Source organism: Pseudarthrobacter sp. AB1 (genome assembly GCF_014926485.1).
In the GTDB taxonomy this organism is placed as follows: domain Bacteria; phylum Actinomycetota; class Actinomycetes; order Actinomycetales; family Micrococcaceae; genus Arthrobacter.
The window spans coordinates 1-17968 of sequence record NZ_PZKO01000076.1 but is presented as its reverse complement, the minus strand read 5'-3'; the positions used below and the strand labels follow the sequence as shown (position 1 = coordinate 17968).

Annotated in this window: 10 protein-coding genes and 2 pseudogenes; 4 read left to right on the top strand and 8 right to left on the bottom strand. The window is 59.4% G+C overall.

Features of this window, described 5'->3' with window-relative positions:
- Window positions 1-265, top strand: a 265-nt coding sequence (locus DAD99_RS21090) for an integrase core domain-containing protein (RefSeq protein WP_193343132.1), incomplete at its 5' end; no start/stop codon positions are given.
- A 146-nt stretch (window positions 266-411) separates the two neighbouring features.
- On the opposite strand, the gene DAD99_RS21085 is transcribed toward DAD99_RS21090, so the two are convergent.
- Both DAD99_RS21085 and DAD99_RS21080 read right to left on the bottom strand, forming a co-directional pair.
- Complete coding sequence (locus DAD99_RS21085) at window positions 412-4188, bottom strand: NACHT domain-containing NTPase (protein ID WP_193343131.1); 3777 nt, start codon at window positions 4186-4188, stop codon at window positions 412-414.
- A gap of 273 nt (window positions 4189-4461) precedes the next feature.
- A protein-coding gene (locus DAD99_RS21080; protein WP_193343130.1) for an IS3 family transposase occupies window positions 4462-5606 on the bottom strand; the annotation gives its coding sequence in 2 pieces (ribosomal slippage) (window positions 4462-5330 and window positions 5330-5606; 1146 coding nt in all).
- A 234-nt stretch (window positions 5607-5840) separates the two neighbouring features.
- Here DAD99_RS21080 and DAD99_RS21075 point away from each other — a divergent pair.
- Window positions 5841-8441: a hypothetical protein gene (locus tag DAD99_RS21075; protein WP_193343129.1), complete on the top strand. Its 2601-nt coding sequence runs from the start codon at window positions 5841-5843 to the stop codon at window positions 8439-8441.
- 275 nt (window positions 8442-8716) lie between these two features.
- On the opposite strand, the pseudogene DAD99_RS21070 reads toward DAD99_RS21075, so the two are convergent.
- Window positions 8717-8890: pseudogene (locus DAD99_RS21070) on the bottom strand (IS5/IS1182 family transposase); the annotation flags it as partial.
- Between DAD99_RS21070 and DAD99_RS21065 the strand changes: the two are divergent.
- Both DAD99_RS21065 and DAD99_RS21060 read left to right on the top strand, forming a co-directional pair.
- The gene (locus tag DAD99_RS21065) at window positions 8866-9030 is read left to right on the top strand and encodes a hypothetical protein (RefSeq protein ID WP_227008361.1); all 165 of its coding nucleotides are present in this window, start codon (window positions 8866-8868) and stop codon (window positions 9028-9030) included. The pseudogene DAD99_RS21070 and the gene DAD99_RS21065 overlap by 25 nt on opposite strands.
- A gap of 220 nt (window positions 9031-9250) precedes the next feature.
- A pseudogene (locus DAD99_RS21060) lies at window positions 9251-10432 on the top strand (IS110 family transposase); the annotation flags it as partial.
- A gap of 148 nt (window positions 10433-10580) precedes the next feature.
- On the opposite strand, the gene DAD99_RS21055 reads toward DAD99_RS21060, so the two are convergent.
- The 5 genes from DAD99_RS21055 to DAD99_RS21035 form a co-directional block, all read right to left on the bottom strand.
- Window positions 10581-11225, bottom strand: coding sequence for a helicase associated domain-containing protein (locus DAD99_RS21055; RefSeq protein WP_227008360.1), 645 nt, complete (start codon window positions 11223-11225; stop codon window positions 10581-10583).
- 7 nt (window positions 11226-11232) lie between these two features.
- Window positions 11233-11403: a hypothetical protein gene (locus DAD99_RS21050; protein WP_193343135.1), complete on the bottom strand. Its 171-nt coding sequence runs from the start codon at window positions 11401-11403 to the stop codon at window positions 11233-11235.
- A gap of 397 nt (window positions 11404-11800) precedes the next feature.
- A complete protein-coding gene (locus DAD99_RS21045; protein ID WP_193343127.1) occupies window positions 11801-15121 on the bottom strand; it encodes a type I restriction endonuclease subunit R in 3321 nt (1106 codons plus the stop codon).
- Window positions 15121-16299 carry a restriction endonuclease subunit S gene (locus DAD99_RS21040; RefSeq protein WP_193343126.1) on the bottom strand — a complete coding sequence of 393 codons (1179 nt, stop codon included), beginning with the start codon at window positions 16297-16299 and terminating at the stop codon, window positions 15121-15123. Before DAD99_RS21040 ends, DAD99_RS21045 begins: the two co-directional genes overlap by 1 nt.
- Window positions 16296-17624 (bottom strand): N-6 DNA methylase, encoded by a 1329-nt coding sequence (locus DAD99_RS21035; protein ID WP_309233459.1) that lies wholly within the window; start codon window positions 17622-17624, stop codon window positions 16296-16298. The genes DAD99_RS21040 and DAD99_RS21035 overlap by 4 nt, the downstream gene beginning before the upstream one ends.
- Between the last annotated feature and the right edge of the window lie 344 nt (window positions 17625-17968).

The window sequence follows — 17968 nt, the reverse complement described above, 5'->3', positions numbered from 1 at the left end:
CTGGTGCAACAGCGCCGGCGTCGATACCGCGTTCATCGACCCGGGATCACCCTGGCAGAACGGCTTCATCGAATCCTTCAATGCCCAATTCAGAAGGGAACAACTCACCGGCGAAATCATGGACACCATGGCCGAAGCGAAGTATTTGGCCGACGAATGGAAAGCTATCTACAATCATGAACGGCCCCACGGATCCCTGGACGGCATGACGCCGAAAGACTACTGGGAAACGTGGACCGAAAAAACCACATTAGCTATCGCATAGACGCTGGACTGCTAACGGGGGCCCAACCAGACCCTGACGTCTCGCTCCTGCCGCCACGCCGACGACACCCCGAACCCTCAAACTCAGCTGGACCTAACCACGCTTAGAGACGAAGGGCCGTTAAATGAGAGTACCAACTTCGCCGGTTACAAGGACCCAGACCCTGAATGTTGCTGCATTGCTTGAGTACGTTGCCGCTTAGGCCGTAGGTTGCGAAACGGGGACCGGCTAGCGTCCTGCATAGATAGTTCCTCCTCGAAGCTGTCGATTGAACCTCCAACTCGAACCCAGCGCCCGACGAACTTTAGAGTTCTCCTAGCCGCTACAGGGGTAGGCGCCATAGCAGCCGAGGCAAAATATGCCACCTGACTACTCGACAGTCTCATCAAAGTTTGATCACTAACAAGGTCTAGTACATTAGGAGCCTGATACCTTGACCATGTCAGGCAATGATGATATTTCATGGCGGAAAGAACCTGATACCCAAGTCGGGGATCTTCATTGGAAAGGTTCCCGAGCCCAATACGGTCAATCCAATCCTCGAAACTTGCGAATTCAGACGCTATCAATCTGACTGGAGCGTCAGCGTTCATCATTGCAAGGAGAAGCCTTGCTGCCAGCGTCGGCTCTGCGTCAACCATATGCGCAGGATCCAGGTGGGCCCACGCAGTTCGGGCTGCGTGAAATAGTGGAGACTCCTGCATCACCCGTGTCCCTTCAAGGGCCCAAAGTTCCGTGATGATTTCCAACTGTAAAATGTGGAACTCCGTGAGCAGCTGTGCATCGTCCGAGTGGAGATCCAGTTCGTCAAAGATCTTTATCCAGTCGGCTACGCTCAACCAGTCAACCTTTGCAGCCAAAAGCTTGAGCATCACTAGGGCTGGTGGCAGTTCGAGCTCGGGTTCAGACGGCCATGCCTTTATCATCTGCAAAACGGACATTACGCGATTCCTGAACGCGGGACCGCTTGAAGTTGTGAAGGCCAGTGAGGCCATGAAAAGCCCACCGAAGTTCCCCTCGTCAAACTGACCAGGAGTGAAGTGATTGGAACCATCACTATCCCCAACGCGGAAATAAAGCCTGCTACCGAAACGGCCTAATCGATTCTCAAAAAAGCGGATAATTTCGGCAGATCTCAAGCCTTCCCAGTCAAGCGACAAAGAGCTACGTTGTGCTAGGTGCTCGTGCCACGGGCCATGGGTGCCGATGCTCTGCAAGTCACGTTCAAGGTGGGATTCAGTGAATTCGAAGCCTTGAAGAGCGGCATGTGAAGTAGATTGCTGCGAACTTGACGGAGCAAGCTCGTAGACAATGTGATCTGTGGAATCCACTTCTCTTTTTCGAAGCCTGAGTAGCTGGATGAGTCCGGAGTAAGCCCCTTCATCAAGTTGAGATTCCCACAGCAGACTCCACTTGCGCCACATGTCATGTGCCTCAGTGGATAAACCGCCGAAAAGACGAGTGATGTCGACTTCCGAATTGTCGGCGGCCAGGAGCAGCATCAAGTTGGCGGATAACGTTGCAATTTTCGCTTGTGCGGGGAGCGTGACGGGCTGGTAGTTTGGATACCTCGTCTTAGGGTCCTCTTTCCATAAATCGGTGAGCATCCATCGCACGACGTCGTATGTGCTAATACTATGGCTCTTTTGTTCAAAAAATTCACGGAGGAAAGGCACAATTTGCGTGCTCGCCGAAAATGCCTGCATGGAGAATAGCGCGGTGAAAAGGGCTGGATCGCTTCCTCGATTATTGGTCAAGAAACTCTGATTGCGATCAGGAGGAACGAGGGTGGATGTCAAAATCCCCGCGAGGCGAGCGACTAAGTATTCCCCGAAGGTAGCATGCATGAACTCGAAAGTTCTGCCAAGTCGGAGTGCTCTACCTTCCTCTCCATCCTGATTATGCTCAAGTGCCTCTGCTTTATGGATGAAGAAGAACTTCCCGAGAAGTAACTCGCCAGGGGAAAGGGTTTGCAGGAACCTTCCTTGATGCGCTGGTTGGATCCCAGATGCATACCCGAGTGCAACCAAATCAGCGTTGACATCACTCTCGGAGATAAACTGTTTAGCTCGATTGAACATGCCAAGCGCTACTAGTGACAGCTCGTTCAGGTGATTTTCTAGCTCGTTTTCCAAGGCGATGCTATCAAGGGCACTGGAGTTCTTAAGTACCTCGCGACGAATGAACTTCTTCAAAAGTCGCTCGTAAAGGACCGAGCGCCCGAATCCAGGCGCAGAGCGCAAAGCGTTATCTTCAGCGTCGTACAACGCGAGCATTAGCAAAAGAACTGGCTGACTGGCTAGATGACGGTAGGTGTTCAAGCGCTCCCATGTTAGAGGTTCTAGATGTTGTTCATCGAAATACCTCGCATTGGCCCGTGCCCATTCGCCAAGCCACGATTCTACGTGCTCTTGATCAAACTGCTCTAGCTTGACAATCGGGGTCCCGGTGCGTATTCGAGCACGTTCCACAACAGTTGTCCGACTGGTCACTATTACTGCAACGGGGCGACCCTGATCTGCCTCCGATAACTGGAAATCAGCTACTTTCTCCAAATAATCGGAGTGACTAACCCCAGTTGCCTGCAGTAATTCATCAAAGCCGTCCAAAATGATTACGGGTAAGAGTTGTTTAGCAGCTTCCACAAACTCGGGCCACGAAGTCTCTTCATGAATCGCCTCTCGTATCCCGTGAACTATCTGTCGATCGATGGATTCGTTGGCAGCCACATTTCGCAGTGGGACACGAACGGGTAGGAATCCAGAAGCGGGCAAGCGGGCGGCCAACACGCGCGCTAGCGTTGATTTTCCAGCGCCAGGATCTCCAATGATGAGCATTGGCAAGGTAGTGGCTGCGGCACTTACCAAGTGTCCGGTCAGATACCCTCCTAGGTCAGTGCGCGTCGGCGCTGCCGCCCACCAACCTTCGCTCGAAGGGCTGGCTCGCCGTGAGTACAGTGCAGTTCTAAATTTAGGGTCAATGTACCCTTGCTCAACTGTGGGTGAATTGATTCCTTCGATGTCTTCATCCTCGCTGTTGACCAAGTGACGTCGTAGTTCTGCGGCGTTCACATCTGAGAGGGACTGCAGCCAGCGCGAACCACTAGCGTGGGGGAGCGAGTTTGTTACAGTCGCAAGGAGATCCCGAACGGATGAAAGACTGCTGCCGATAGAACGCGCAGATTCATCGATCGTCCTTATATCAGCACCCAAGGAGGCGTTTAGCGCTTCCAGTTCTTGGCTTAGTGCCCAAAATGAGAATTCAGGTACATCCCCTGCCAGCTTGGCAAAGTAGGCCCGGTATTTACCGGCGGCCCTGTGAGGTACTAGCTCAAGAACCTTGTCCTCTAGGGTTGGTCGCTCATGGGCTGGAACGGACTCCCATGCCTGCAGTCCTCGAATAAATGCCAGGAAGCGCTGCGCCCAATCAGCATAACGAAGTGAAAGTTGGTTGACTGTCTCCTCAATGGACTGGTGCACTGAGGGGCACGCTACCGCAGGCTCTGCGAGTAGATCCCAATCGGATGGAAGATCATTTTTACCGTCCGCGCCATCTGTAGCTAATACCTTCAGGTCTTGTTCTGTAATCTCTAACTTCTGGTAAAGAAGCGTCCCTAGTTCCTCTTCGCAGGCTTCCAAAAAGGATATGACAACGAGGACTGCATTTGCGGCCTCACGCAGGTCTGTGCGCTCCGCGACCTTGCGACCGGCTAACCTCCCAGATAAACCCTCAAGCTGACTCTTGCCGAGTTTGACCAGTTCATTCTTTGGTCCTAGCAATGCGAGTGCTGCCGGACCGAAGAAAACGCTTGAGCCCACGACCGCCCCGCCCAGCGCCTTATCAACAAAGTCCGCTATGGCGCTGTCTTTTCCGGTCAGCAGTATCACAGCATCCCGGTAGGTGAATCCTTTGGAGATACCCATGCTAAAGACTCACATGTCTCTAGGGCTGAAGCAAACACCTCGGCCAGTTGAGCCGCGCAGACTATGTGCTGCTGGCAAGAAGGAATCGCGTCCGGAAAGGGCGGGCATCTCCCTCTGCCGCATGATCTAGAACCTATTCCGCGCCCGCCAGCACGGGGACTGCCGGGCTTTTGTTGCCTCGGGGTCATGGAGATGGACTCCAGATACCAAGGAACAGCGCTGACCCAAGCTGACGTCATGGGGGACTGCCCGGGCTTTTGTTGACTCGGGGTCTTAGGCCGCTGTGAGCGCGGTCCGGTTGATTGTTTCATATTCGATGGGCGTGAGTTTTCCCAGCCGTCTTTGCCGTCGCCGTCGGTGATAGGTCTTCTCGATCCAGGTCGTGATGGCCAGCCGGAGGTCCTGTCTGTTGAGCCAGCGTTGGCGGTCCAGGACGTTCTTCTGCAGCAGCGAGAAGAACGATTCCATCGCGGCGTTGTCCGCGCACGCACCGACCCTGCCCATCGACCCTGTGAGGCCGTTGTGGCGGAGCGTTTCAACGAAGCGGCGTGACCGGAATTGGGACCCGCCATCCGAGTGGACCACGGTTCCTTCCGGCCGGCGTGATCGCACCGCGTTCTCCAATGCTGCGACGGCAAGCGAGGACTTCATCCGGGCGTCCATCGAGTAGCCGACGATCCTTCCGGAATAAACGTCCTTCACCGCGCAGAGGTAGAGCTTGCCCTCCACAGTGGGGTGTTCAGTGATGTCAGTCAGCCACAGCTCGTTCGGCGCCGCGGCGGTGAAATCCCGCTCCACCAGGTCGTCGTGGACCGGTGGCCCCGGCTTCCGGTTCAGGCCGCGTTTCTTGGAAAACACCGACCAGATGCCGTGGTCTCTGCACAAGCGCTGGACCCTGTTCTCGCCCGCTGTGATGCCTTTCTCCGGGAATTCGTCGGCGATAAAGCGGTACCCGAATGCCGGATCATCTGCATGGATGTCGAGGGCGGCGTTGACCAGGTGCGCATCGACCCAGTCCCGCTCCGTCACCGGATTGGCCCTCCACCGGTAATAGCCTTGCTTGCTGAATCCCAACACCCTGCAGGTCACCGCCACGGGAACACCATCGGCGGCAAGATTCGTGACCAGCGGGTAGATCATTTTGGGTTAATATCCCTGGCAAGATAGGCAGCAGCCCGACGCAGAATCTCATTCTCCTGCTCTAACAGGCGGTTCCGCTTCTTCAGCTCCCGCACCTCGGCCGACTCCGGCGCTGCCGGTCCGGCCGCGGATTCCTTACGCTCGGCGATGGCGAGCCACCGTTTCAGCGTCGTGACCGAAAGCCCGAAATCCTTCGCGATCTGCGCCAACGGTGCCTCGCCCTTGCGGGCCACATCAATAACATCCTGGCGGAACTCCGCCCCATAAGGCGTGGGCATGGTCAACATCCTTCCACGAGCACAGGCTCGCTAGGTCAAGGAGTCAACAAAACCGGGGGCAGTCCCGACCTCTTCAGCGCTGCTTAGAGATGCCGGCGTCATTGTATCCGGATCCGTAGCGTGAAGAGTCCGGCTGGGGATATCGCAAATATGTCGCCAACGCGGTCCTGCCGTCGACTATTGTGTACTTCCACTCGAGTCATCGGTCAGCGCGAATGAGGGAGCAGATTGCAAATGAGAATTGACCCGGGAAGTATGCTTCGCTCTGATGAGCCTCATGCTGCTGATCTGTTCACAGATCGGGAGTCGGAATCGAAAGTCTTGAAGAACGCCCTTGCAGCCTATCGTCGCCGACTTGATGATAAGGATGCTGACATGGATGCTCGTCACAACGTCCTCGTCTATTACGGGGTAGGAGGCATAGGAAAATCCACTCTTTCAGAGCGATTGGAGGCCTGGGTAGAGGGCAAGCTTCCCCTCATGAACGGCTGGGGACGTAAACCCACCACAGTCGTGGACGCCGCCGTACGAATAGATTTGCGGGAACTGGGGGGACAATTTGATGCCGTCAGTGCAGTCATTGCCATTCGCCGTGAGCTGGGGACGCTCAAGAAACAATGGCCGGCATTCGACTTCGCTTTTGCCGCCTACTGGGAGGCGGCTCACCCGGGTGAACCCTTTCCGAGCCAGGGCAAAGCGGACAATGGTTTTGCTGAGGCGGTCGGCGAGACGGTGGAAAACGTGTTTGGCGACTTGGACGTTCTTGGCACCGTTGTTGGGGTCGGTTCTCGGTCTGCCCGAGCCGCAATTAGGGAGCTGAAGCGTAGAAAGATTCGTCGGGTAGCTTTCGAGTCTTTTGATGGTTACAGAGATCTACTAGAGCGGTGTTCGGACCTGCCCACGCCGACCGAACCCAGGCCCGACCTCGTAATCGATCTTGCGATGCTCTTGGCTATGGAGTTGTCGACGCACTGGACGACCGAAGCGCCGCTTGTTGTTGTTTTCTTAGACACGGTTGAACGCCTCGCCCAGGACCCCCGACGAATCGGAGAAAGGCGCCTAAACAAGCTCGTCTGGAGTATGCCTAACGTCCTCTTCGTCATGACAGGTCGAAATTTGATTGATTGGTATGACAGGGCGCGGTCCAACCTCTTCGCGGTCGGTCCATCAGTCTGGCCCGGGCTGCGACCGGGCTCCACCACTGACCCCCGCCAGCACCTCGTCGGAAAGCTATCAACCTCTGATACACGCAAGGTCATTGACCTAGGTCGCAAGAAATATGGGGTGTCCATTTCAGGCAAGGTGGTTGAAGAACTAGTCGTCGCGTCCGGCGGCCTTCCCCAATATCTTGATTTGGCTCTAGTTGTAGCCCTGAACGTGAAAGCGAATGGCAGTAGGGAAGTCACCGTGGCCGATGTTACAGGGTCACTGAATGATCTTGTGTTGCGAGTTCTGGAGGACGTCCCTGAGGACGAGCAGCGTGCTATCCGGGCGGCTTCAATGTTTCTGTTCTTTGATGTAGGTCTTATTGCTGCGGCTGCCAATGTCGACTATGGCACCGCCGAGCGAGCCGTCCGTAGACCCATGATCGACTTCAAGGAGGGGGCTTCTTATCCCTACCGAATGCACGATGAAATTCGGTCTGCTATCCGCTGGTCTGATCATCGAATAGCTGGAGGGTGGGCAGGCCAGGACTGGTACGAAGCTGGGACCAGAGCACTGCGGGAAGCGCGCCGTCGAGTTGAAGGCGCGGAAGGGGAGAGTAGCGGAGTAGGTGGCCTTGCCGCACTCGGTCTAGCGATCGGCATCGTCTGCGAGCAAGAGCTCAAGGTTGAAGCCTCAGCTTCTAACAATTACCGTGATTGGTTAACCGAAGCCATCGTGCACGGCCCGAGCGTCGCGGGGCTACGCACCTACGTGCCGGCCACTTCAAGAACTGCCTACGGTCAGAAAGTACTTGAATTCATCTCAGCCAAGAGTTACGACGTCCATGCAGACGAGCGGAGAGCTTTGCTGCGAAATATCTTCGATTCGGGTCATCCCCTTGCATTTCCTGCAGGGCGTCATCTTGCCTACCAGTTCAGGAATGAAAATCTGTGGGCGGACAGCATCAGTACATTTGAAGAACTTATAGAACTGTCACCAACCGAGCTCAACCGGTATCAGCGACTCCTGACCATCGCCAACGCTCGCCGTTTCATGGACGCATCCGCGGGCCTGGAAGACCTTTCGTCTCGACGGGAATCGCTCCAGGCAAACCTCGAATTGCTTCATGGGCGCCCTGAACTCTGGCTAAATCGCGTTAACTGTGTGCTCGAGCGGATTACTCGGGAGGGAAGGCAACGAGACGGACTCGAGCACGAGGGCGCTGCTCTCAGGTGGCGGACAATTCTGGTCGGAGATGTTGATCTTCCAGAGATCGCGAAGCTGATGAACAAAGCCGAGGGTGTCGGATACGAAACGGCCGTTAGGGAATGTCTTACTTCTACAGCACTCCTCGCCCCAGGGAGCCATGGTGAGGACCCCTTCGTAATGCAACGACTCGAGGAGCTCGATAAAAGGGCCAACGAAGGCCGAATCGGATTCCGCACCGCCACGGTCCGAGCCCTCAGAGGTTTCGTGTCTGAGGACATGCGGGTCCTCCACGAGGTCCGGAACGAGCTGGAGCAGCGACCCGAGCGCGGCATGACCTGGGTCCCTGTGGAGTGCCTACTCGATTCAGTAGGCCTTCCCGTCCGTTGTCCTGATACGCAGTGGATAGAACCGTACCAAGTAGTGCAAAATCGGTGGGCGGCACTATTTTCTGCATATCGAAGCCGTGTAGAGCAGCGGTAGCTTAGGCCAAGCGAGTCGGACTAAGCCCTCAGACGAGCGCCCTCGTCCTACTGGCTACTGACCATGACGGAGGTAGAACAGCCGACAGTGTTTATTGCCAACCTACTGATGGCAAAATGCCAAGGGTGTCCCTGGGTGACCCAGGATATTTAGCTACCGATGTCGCGCCACGGCCCATAAGGCCGCAAAAACATGCCAAAAACGTACGACGGACAGTAAGTCTAAACGAACATTTGAACGTCACCGACGATAGGAGAGCGACTAGGTTGTGTCTGTTATTTGCGGACTCGGTGGAATGTGGCTATCGCTGCGAGTAGTACGCCCCCGAGGAATGTGGTGGCGTACTTGTCATAGCGGGTTGCGATTCCGCGCCAGTGTTTGAGGCGGTTGAAGCCGCGTTCCACGGTGTTGCGTTCCTTGTAGATTGCCCGGTCGAAGGCCGGTGGCCGGGGTCATCACCCGCGCCCGCCGGACCCACCTGCTGCTGCCCGACGCCGCACCGGAGAAACCCCTCATCGCCGCACTGCTCGAAGTGATCAGCCGGATCGCCGCAGCCGCTAACCGCCCCGCACACCTGCTGCGGACCTGACACCGCAGCCCCCGTCAACCAACGAGCCGGAAAGAGCACGCCAACGGGATCAGTGGAAGCCCGCGCCCCGCCCCGCGACCCCGGGGCCCTTCAGCCACGCCCTAAATCCGATCCAGCCCGCCGGGACGACAAAAACCCGGACCCGGCGCCCCGACCGCCGTCCGATGAAAAATCCGGGCTAGTTTCTGAGGGGCGCTTCGCTCCGCCGTGAGGACGGAAAATCCGTGTCCAGGGCCGCGGGTCCAGGTCGACCGCGTCGACGGTCACCACGTGGGGTGCGATGACCGGTCAGATCCTGGACCTGAAGGAGCACCTGCTCAAGGAGCGGGTGAGTCTGGTGGTGATGGAAGCGACCAGTGATTACTGGCGTCCCTTCTATTACCTGCTCGAGGACGAGGGACTGAACGTCATCCTGGTTAACGCCCGTGATGCCAGGAACGTCCCGGGCCGCAAAACCGATGTCTCCGACGCTGCCTGGCTCGCGGATCTGGGCGCCCACGGGCTGGTCCGTGCCTCGTTCGTGCCCCCGCCGCCGATCCGTGAACTGCGCGACCTGACCCGGGCCAGGACCATCATCACCCGGGAACGGACCCGGGAGATCCAGAGGCTGGAGAAGCTCCTCGAGGACGCCTGCATCAAGCTCTCCTCGGTAGCTTCGGACATCACCGGGGTCTCGGGACGGCTGATGCTGCAGGCACTGATCGAGGGGCAAGAGGACCCGGCCGCTCTGGCAAACCTCGCCCAGCGCAGGATGCGGTCAAAGATCCCCGAGCTCACCGACGCGCTCACCGGCAGGTTCAGCAGCCACCACCGCTACATGGCGGAACTGTATCTGCACCGGATCGACGCCCACACCGCAGATATCGAGGACCTGAGCGCCAGGATCGAGGAGGCGATGGCGCCCTTTCGTTTCGCCCGGGAGCTCCTGATCAGCATCCCGGGATTCAGCACTACCGTCGCGGAGATCTTCATCGCCGAAACCGGCGCCGACATGACCGTGTTCCCCACCGCCGGACACCTGGCCTCCTGGGCCGGAACCTCCCCGGGATCCAACGAATCCGCCGGACGGGTCAAATCCACCAAGACACGCCCCGGCAACCGATACCTCAAAGGAGCCCTCGGAATCGCAGCGCTCTCGGCAGCACGCTCGAAGAACACCTACTTCTCCGCGAAATACTCCCGCCTCGCCGCCCGGCGCGGACCGATGAAGGCCCTCGTCGCGGTCGAACACGCCATGCTCACCGCTGCCTGGCACATGCTCACTACCGGGGAACTCTACAAAGACCCCGGCGCCGACTACTTCACCCGGCAGGCACCAGCCAAAACCAAGACTCGCGCCATCAGACAGCTCGAATCCCTGGGCTACCAAGTGACCCTCGCGCCCCTGCAACCCACCGGATAATCCTGCCTCAAAACGCCGACCGCCAGATCATTGAGTAAACGGGACAACGTCACCGCAATTTTCATGTCAGGACGTCACCGGGGCTTACACACGCTGAAGTCTTCAAGCTGAACCGGTCGTTGGAGGCCGATTATCTGTCAGTGATTGCTCAGCGTCTTCGACCTCCCCTGTGGCCACGGCCTTCCTGCCATCCGGGCAGGAGCTCGTTCAGCTTGCTCTCCTTGGCAAGGTCCAGCCTGCCTGCACGGTAATCAATCCTTTGCACGTGCAGCCACACCCCTACTGCACGTTCGTGGGCGTCCTCGGTCTTCTGGTGCCGCGGCCAGTCGCTGCCAGCGGCCCTGCATTCCTGAAGCTCCTCCAGCCGCCGCTGCCAGCGGGCCTCGTCATCCGCCTTGCGAGTCGAGGGCCTGTCCCAGCCGGGGATGGCCACCAGGGCATCCGCGTAGGCGGGGGAGAGGGTTCCCTCGACTGCCTCCCGGCGCCGGCGTGCCAGCCATACACCCAGGGCCCGTTCCCTGGCGGACTTCCCGTGGCTGACGGGCAACCGGCCCGTTGACTGATGGAAGGCTAGGACGTCGGCCAGGTTCCTCAGCCCTGCCTTGGGGGTCCGCCTAGTTGGGGTTGCCAGGGCTGCCTGGTGCTCAGCCGGGAGGCCTGGGTCTGCCCTCTTGGCAGCCTGGAGGTGGTAGCGGACCGTGCTGGCGGGCGTGCCCTCCAGCACGGCAATCCTGGCCGCCGAGATGCCCGCCGGTACATGTCCACCCATTCGGCGCGTGGTGCCGGCTGCCACGCGGGCCTCATGGGAGCCGGGGGTCGCCTGCGGGAGGGGCGGCACGGCGCAGCTCGGCGATGCGCAGCCGCAGGAACGTGATGACCAGGATGAGGACGTAGATGGCCAGGCCTGTCAGCACGGCCATCAGGACGATGTAGAGCACGGCCAGGATGCCGGCGGCTGGTGCGACGTTCACGAAATACCCCCAGTAGTTGTGTCCTGACGAGCCTACGCGAGCTCTTAGTACTCATGCGGCAGGCTGTATCGAGTACAGGTGCGCCGGGACCTCCAATCCCTGGACCAGCAAGGCGGCGAACTGTCACGCATCTACTGCTGAGTCCGGTAATTGCCAGCCCGGCGGGGATTCCCAGTGCCCGCAGCGGAAGGAAAGCCCGATGCGCCCGGGCCCCAGGCGAACAGAGCGGCGCTGCGAGAGATCATCGGGTACTGGCTGGATTATTTAGATGTCGGCCGCCCGGCCTCCTTGCCGAGGTCCTCGTGCTCTTCCATGAAGGCATGACGAATTACCAAGCCGTCATCGGGATCGATGCCGCCTGAGCAGGATCGGCCTGAGCGTCAGGGCCGTCGGCGGATCACGAAACGTCGGTAACGCCTAGCTGCGCCGCAACGTGAGCGGCAAATACGGGGTCGTCGTGGATGCGTGCGACGACATCGTCAGCGATCTTGTTCACGTCCAGCGGTCCGGCGTACTCAGGGCTCTGTACTGACGAGTGGGAATCGCCCCAGGCGGTGTAGGCGCTCTTGCCATCGTCGCCGTAAGCGGTGAGGACGTGGTCGAAAACGAGTTGCACCTTCGAGGTGAAGATGTTGGGTGTGTAGGGCGTCTCGGGCAGCCCTTGGTCCAGGATCTGGCGAATTGTGCTGTCGACGTCGTTCATCACGTCGACCTTGCGACGCCAGTCTTGGACGAGCTTGTCGTGGAGATGTTCCAAGAGCTTCTTGGCGCTGGCCTTCACGGTGTCACGCTCGTCGTCGGTCAGCACGGGATCGGGCTGGGTTAGCAGATCGAAGATTGCGAGCTCCTCCTCGGTCATGCCTTCTCGTGCCGACCTCTCCTCCTCCTCGGTTAGGGTCTGTGACAGTTCGATCAGGCGTCGGAGGTACTCGTCGATGTTCACGCTTCCGGCGTTGTACTCCGAGATCAGCTGTTCGATGCGCTCGACGAGTTCGTACCGGGTAGGGTTGCGGGTCGCTGCTCGGATGGCCTGCTGGCGGAGTAGTTGGGCCAGCCGGTCCGTCTCGGCTCGCTGGCGACCTGCGAATTTGGCTGCCAATCCCTCAAAGTCGATCAAGGACAGGTCGATCAAGGGGTCGGGCTTGGTCCCCTCGGTGGCCGCCCGGATGACGTACTCCTCGGCACCGACCGATCGGTCGAGCAAGGCGTCGACCGCATCGGCGACGAGTCCGAGGTCGGCCCCGGGCGGTCGCGTGACATCTGCGATGCGTTCGGCGAGGACCCGGATCGCGGCGACGTTGCGCTGTTGGGCGGCTGCCTTGGGATCCGGAAGGAGGCCCTTGAAGAGCTTGCGTACCTGGCGGGCCTTCTGCTGGAAGTCAGTCCGGGTTTCTTCGTCCACCAGTAGCGCCTCGACTGCGGCGTCGCGCTGGGCGATGTGATCGAACCCTTCCGCGTCACGCATCGCGGCAAGATCCACTCCTAAGCCGGAGCAGAACTGGAACAACTCGGCCACTGCGGCATCCAGCTCGCCCGAGAGCGAGTCGATGATCTCGATGGGCGGCTTGCCGCTCTCTGCGGCTCCGTAGATAGCGAGGGCCTTCTCGAGATTCCGGAAGACGCCGACGTAGTCGACGATCAGGCCGTTGTCCTTCTCGGGGAAGACGCGGTTGGCGCGGGCTATGGTCTGCATCAGCGTGTGGTTCTTCATGGGCCGGTCGAGATAGACGGTCGAGACGCTGGGCGCGTCGAAGCCGGTCATCCACATCGCACAGACGAACACCAGGCGCAGCGGGTCCGCCGAGTCCTTGAACTTCTCGGCAAGATCCTCACGATTCACTCGCTCGCGGTGTGGCCGGATGTCGAGTCCGAGGTCGTCGAGCATCTTGAGTTCGTTCTGACTCTGCGACACCACCACCGCCATGTCAGTGGTTTCCATCAGTTCGACCCGCGATGCGAGCCAGGGTCGCTCCAACTCAGGGAGCGCATCATGCTCAGCCCGTAGCTCGTCCAGATGTTCAGCCCAGGCTTCCTTGACGAAGTTGTACATCCGCACTGCCGCGGCTTTGTCGAGCCCGACGTACATCGCCTTGCCGGTAAAGCCGCGGCCCACGAAGTGAGTCACGAGATCCTTGGCGATGGTCTTCAGACGCTCGGGACGCGTCAGGAGCGTGTACTGCGTACCAAAGGCGCGAGCCAACTGGCCCTCGGCGTCCTCGTCAAGCTCGGCTTCTTCAAGGAGCGCGTCAAGTTCATTTGAGAAGTCCTCGTTGACAAGCTGGAGCTCGGGGATGCGGTTCTCGTAGTAGAGCGGGACAGTCGCACCGTCCTCCATGGCATCGCGGAAATTGTAGATGCTGACGTAGTCACCGAACTGCTCGCGAGTCGCCTGCTCCTCGCCGGCGATCAGCGGGGTGCCGGTGAAGCCCATCATCGAGGCGTTAGGCAATGCCGTGCGCATGTTGAGGGCCAGCGTGTCGTACTGGCTTCGGTGCGCCTCATCGGTAATGACGATGACATCGGAACGGTTTGAGAGGACCGGCATCTGCCGCTCCCCCAGGCCCTTGGACGGCTGGAACTTGTGAATCAGGGTGAACACGTACCGGTGATCTGCGGCCAGCAGTTCGCGCAGGTGCGCCACGGACTCCGCATGCACCCGCGCCTCGGGCGAGATCGCCCCGGCGTCGGCAAACTCTCCATGCAGCTGGGTGTCGAGTTCGGTGCGGTCCGTAACCATAACGAACGTCCACTTGCCCGGCACCTGGCGCAGCACTTTTTGCGTGAACCACAACATCGACAGTGACTTGCCCGAGCCCTGGGTGTGCCAGAAGACACCGAGGCGTTTGTCCTGCTCCGTGCGCGCCTGGTGAAGGTTCTCAATGGCTGCATTAACCCCGAGGTACTGGTGCGAACGCGCCAAGACCTTGATCAGTCCACCGGGGCGCTCCATATAAGCGACGAAGTTCTCGACCAGGTCGAGCAGCACTGCTGGGTCACAGGTGCCCCGCAGGGCGGTCTCCAAGGCGATCGCGCCGCGGGCCCCGAGGGCGTCTATGACCATCCAATCGCTGAAAAACTCCCACGGCGAGTACGTCGACCCAACCTTGGCGACGCTGCCGTTGGACAACAGCACGAAACAGTTCGGGATGAAGAGTTGCGGGATGGTGTCGCGATAGTCGGTCAGGTTGTCGTCGTATGCGGACTTAACCGGCTCGTTGGGCTCCTTAAACTCCATCAGCACCAACGGGACGCCGTTGACGAACAACGCAAGATCAAGGCGGCGGCTGTGGAGGTTGCCCTTTACCCACAGCTGCCGCACAGCCAAGAGGTCGTTTTTCAAGGGGTTCCGCAGATCGAGGTAGCGAAGCGTCTTGATCTGCTTGTCACCATTGTCGTCGGTCCACTCGGCTTGGTAGCCGTTTCGCAGCAGTTTGTGGACCTCACGGTTGGCACGCACCCGGTCCATGGCCGAGCGGTCCTTGGTCAGCACCTCGATGGCCTCGTTGATCGACGTGTCGGGCACGTCTTCTGAGTTGAGCTTCCGCATCGCGAACCGAAGCCTGTGAATGAGTACGACATCGTGCTGAGAATCACGCCCAAGGGTTCCCTGGGCTCCGAGGACCTCATGGAAGGCATCCACAGGAGTCCAGCGAAACCGCTCCAGCAACTCGAGGCTCGGCTTTTCGACATAGAAGTACTCCGGACCCGTGGGAGTCATCACGCCACCTGTTCCAGGATCAACGCATCCAGATTGAGCTTTGACACGTCGATCTGCCCCGTCACCAGCTTCGGCAACAGGACGTCACGTAAGGCCTCAAGGCGCACCGCCCCATCCAGCAAGACTGCAGCCTGGGAGAAGAGTGGTTCCATCGTGGTTTCGAACGTATCTGCAAGTCTTTGCGGGGGCACCGCGATCAGGTAAGTGTCAAAGCACTCGTTGCGCACACGCTGGCGACCGCTGGCTCCACTCATACTCGCGATGGCATGCCCTCGGAAGGCGTCTTCTCGCGCCAGACAATACGTAAAAGCAGACCCGACGAGCTGACCTCGGAGCACGATGAACTCGGTCGATCCGAGTCCGACTTCGCCGTCAGCTAGAGATTGCACAAGACCGGTCTTGCCGTTCTGCAAGCAAGGCGTGATTCGAGCGAACAGAGTGTCACCTCGCTCGAACTTGGCACCGGAACCCCCTGAGCGAACTTGGCTCGGACGACACCCCATACTTCTTTCATCGAGGTCGCCCATCGCGATGAATGGGTGCTCGGCCTTATCCAGCTTGATGCGAGGGTTGACCCTGATCGCTGTCGAGGTGGGAGCAATTTGCCACCCCTCAGGAATCAGGCCGAGGGCGGAGTCGACCATGGGCACGTCGCCATGGCCGGGGTAACGGAACTTCACGAACCACTCGCGGTAGATGGCCCGGGCCATCTCCTCCAACACCTCGATCCGCCGTCGGTTGTTCTCGATCAGGTCGTCGAAGGCTTGGAGCACGTCAGCGATCTGTCCCTGCGTCCGCACCGCCGGCACCCGGACGGGCACTGTGTGTAGGTGGTTGCGGTTTAGACCAGGAACGGCCGCCGCACCGTCGTACTGCGCCAGATTCATCGATCGCAGCAGGGCAGCAACGAATCGGGGTTCATTCCCCTTGAAGTCACGGACGTACAGAGCGGTGTTCAGCGGCCAGAAGTCCTCCGCTATGTAGAAGACCTGACCGAGCGTGCCATATCGGCCGGTCACGACGCCGGGGGGAGATACCTTCGCCTCGTCATGCCATCCAGTGGGCCCGGACGAGGAGACGACGGGAATCCGACCATCCCTACGCGAGCCGTTGGGCAGGTCGTAGCCACGCTTCAGCTCGCACACATCCCCCAGCGGGACAACGGACCATTCGCTCATGCCTCGAGGATCCCTTGAACAGCCGCATCGACCTTCGCACGCTGGGCCTCAGCCTGGTCGCTCAGCATCGTGAATTCCTCGTACAACGCTTCGAGATCGCCCATGAAGTCGACGTCGTTCTCGTCGACCGCTGCGGTACCGGTGTACCGCCCGGGGTTGAGGCTCCAGCCCCGGGCTTCGATCTCGGCGCGAGTTGCGACCTTGCACAAACCGGCCACGTCGATGTACTTCCCGTCGGGAAAGTTCTCCTTGAGCAGAGTGTCGCTGTCGTCATTGGACTCGACTTCCTCGCCGCGGTAGAGCCGCACGATGTTGGCGAGGAACTCGATCTGGTGGGGCTTGAAGTCGCGGTGGGTACGGTCGATCTGGTTGTAGGTGTGCCGGGCGTCGAGGAACAGCACGGTGTCTTCGCGTGGCGTACCGACTTTGGCCTTGTCGAGGAACCAAAGCGTCACCGGCAGTGTGACGGTGTAGAAGAAGTTGGAGCTGATGGCGACCATGACGTCAACAGTGCCGGACTCGACCAGTTGCTTGCGGATCTCCTTCTCGGAGTGGCCAGCGTCGCCGGCAGAGTTCGCCATGACGAAGCCGGCGCGGCCTGTCGGGGTGAGCGCCGCGTAGAACTGCTGGATCCAGAGGAAGTTGCCGTTGTCGGCCTTCGGTACGCCGAACGGGAATCGCTTGTCGCCGGCGAGCTGTTCTTTCTTGATCTTGTCGACGTTGAACGGCGGGTTGGCCATCACGTAGTCGAAGGCGCCGACCGAGCCATGCGGGTCCTCGTAGTAGCTGTTGGCTTGGCGGATGTCGCCCGAGAGCCCGTGGAGCGCAAGGTTCATCTTGGCCAACGGAACAGTGTCCTCGGTCTTTTCCGCTCCGAAGACCGAAAGCTTGCGGCTGGCCGATTCGTGGTGCCGCTCAACGAACTTCGCGCACTGGACGAACATGCCGCCCGACCCGCAGGCCGGGTCGAAGACCCGACCTTGGAACGGTTCCAGGATCTCGACAATGAGGCGCACTATGGAGTAGGGCGTGAAATACTCTCCACCGCCCTTGCCTTCTTGCGCTGCGAAGTTGGAGAGGAAGTCCTCGTAGATGAAGCCGAAAGCGTCGCCTTCAAGCTGGGTAGGCAGCGGTGCAAAGAGCCTCAACAGTTCGATCAGGGTCGACCGTTCCAGCTTCTGGTAACCGCGGGGCAGGATGTCCTTGAGTTCGGGGTTGTCCTTCTCGATGGCCTTGATCGCCTCGTCGGTGGCCTTGCCGACGTCATCGCCTTCGGGCAGGTCAACAAGACTCGACAGCCGTGCCTTGCCTGGGACATAGAGCACGGACTTCGCCTTGTAGTCCGCGATCGTTGCAGGGTTCCGAGCGCTAGCCCGGATTTTTCATGATGCTCGGGTTGGCCGTCGGGTTCCGGTTTGATTCTGGTTCGGGCTGATTTTCTGGTTTTGGGTGTGCTGGCAGGGCCTGGTGTCGCTGGTTGGGCGTCGGGTTCCACGTCTCCGATGGGTCGTGCTGGTGGTTGAAGGGCTGGCCGAGTGGTTCTCAGGCCAGAAGCCGGTCCTGTTGTCGGAGGCTGTTTTTCAGCTCGGTTATAGCGGCCAGGAGCGTGGTGATCGTTTCGGTTTCCGGTGCTTTGTCAGGGATCAGCAGCCGTGTCCGCCGGGCGGGC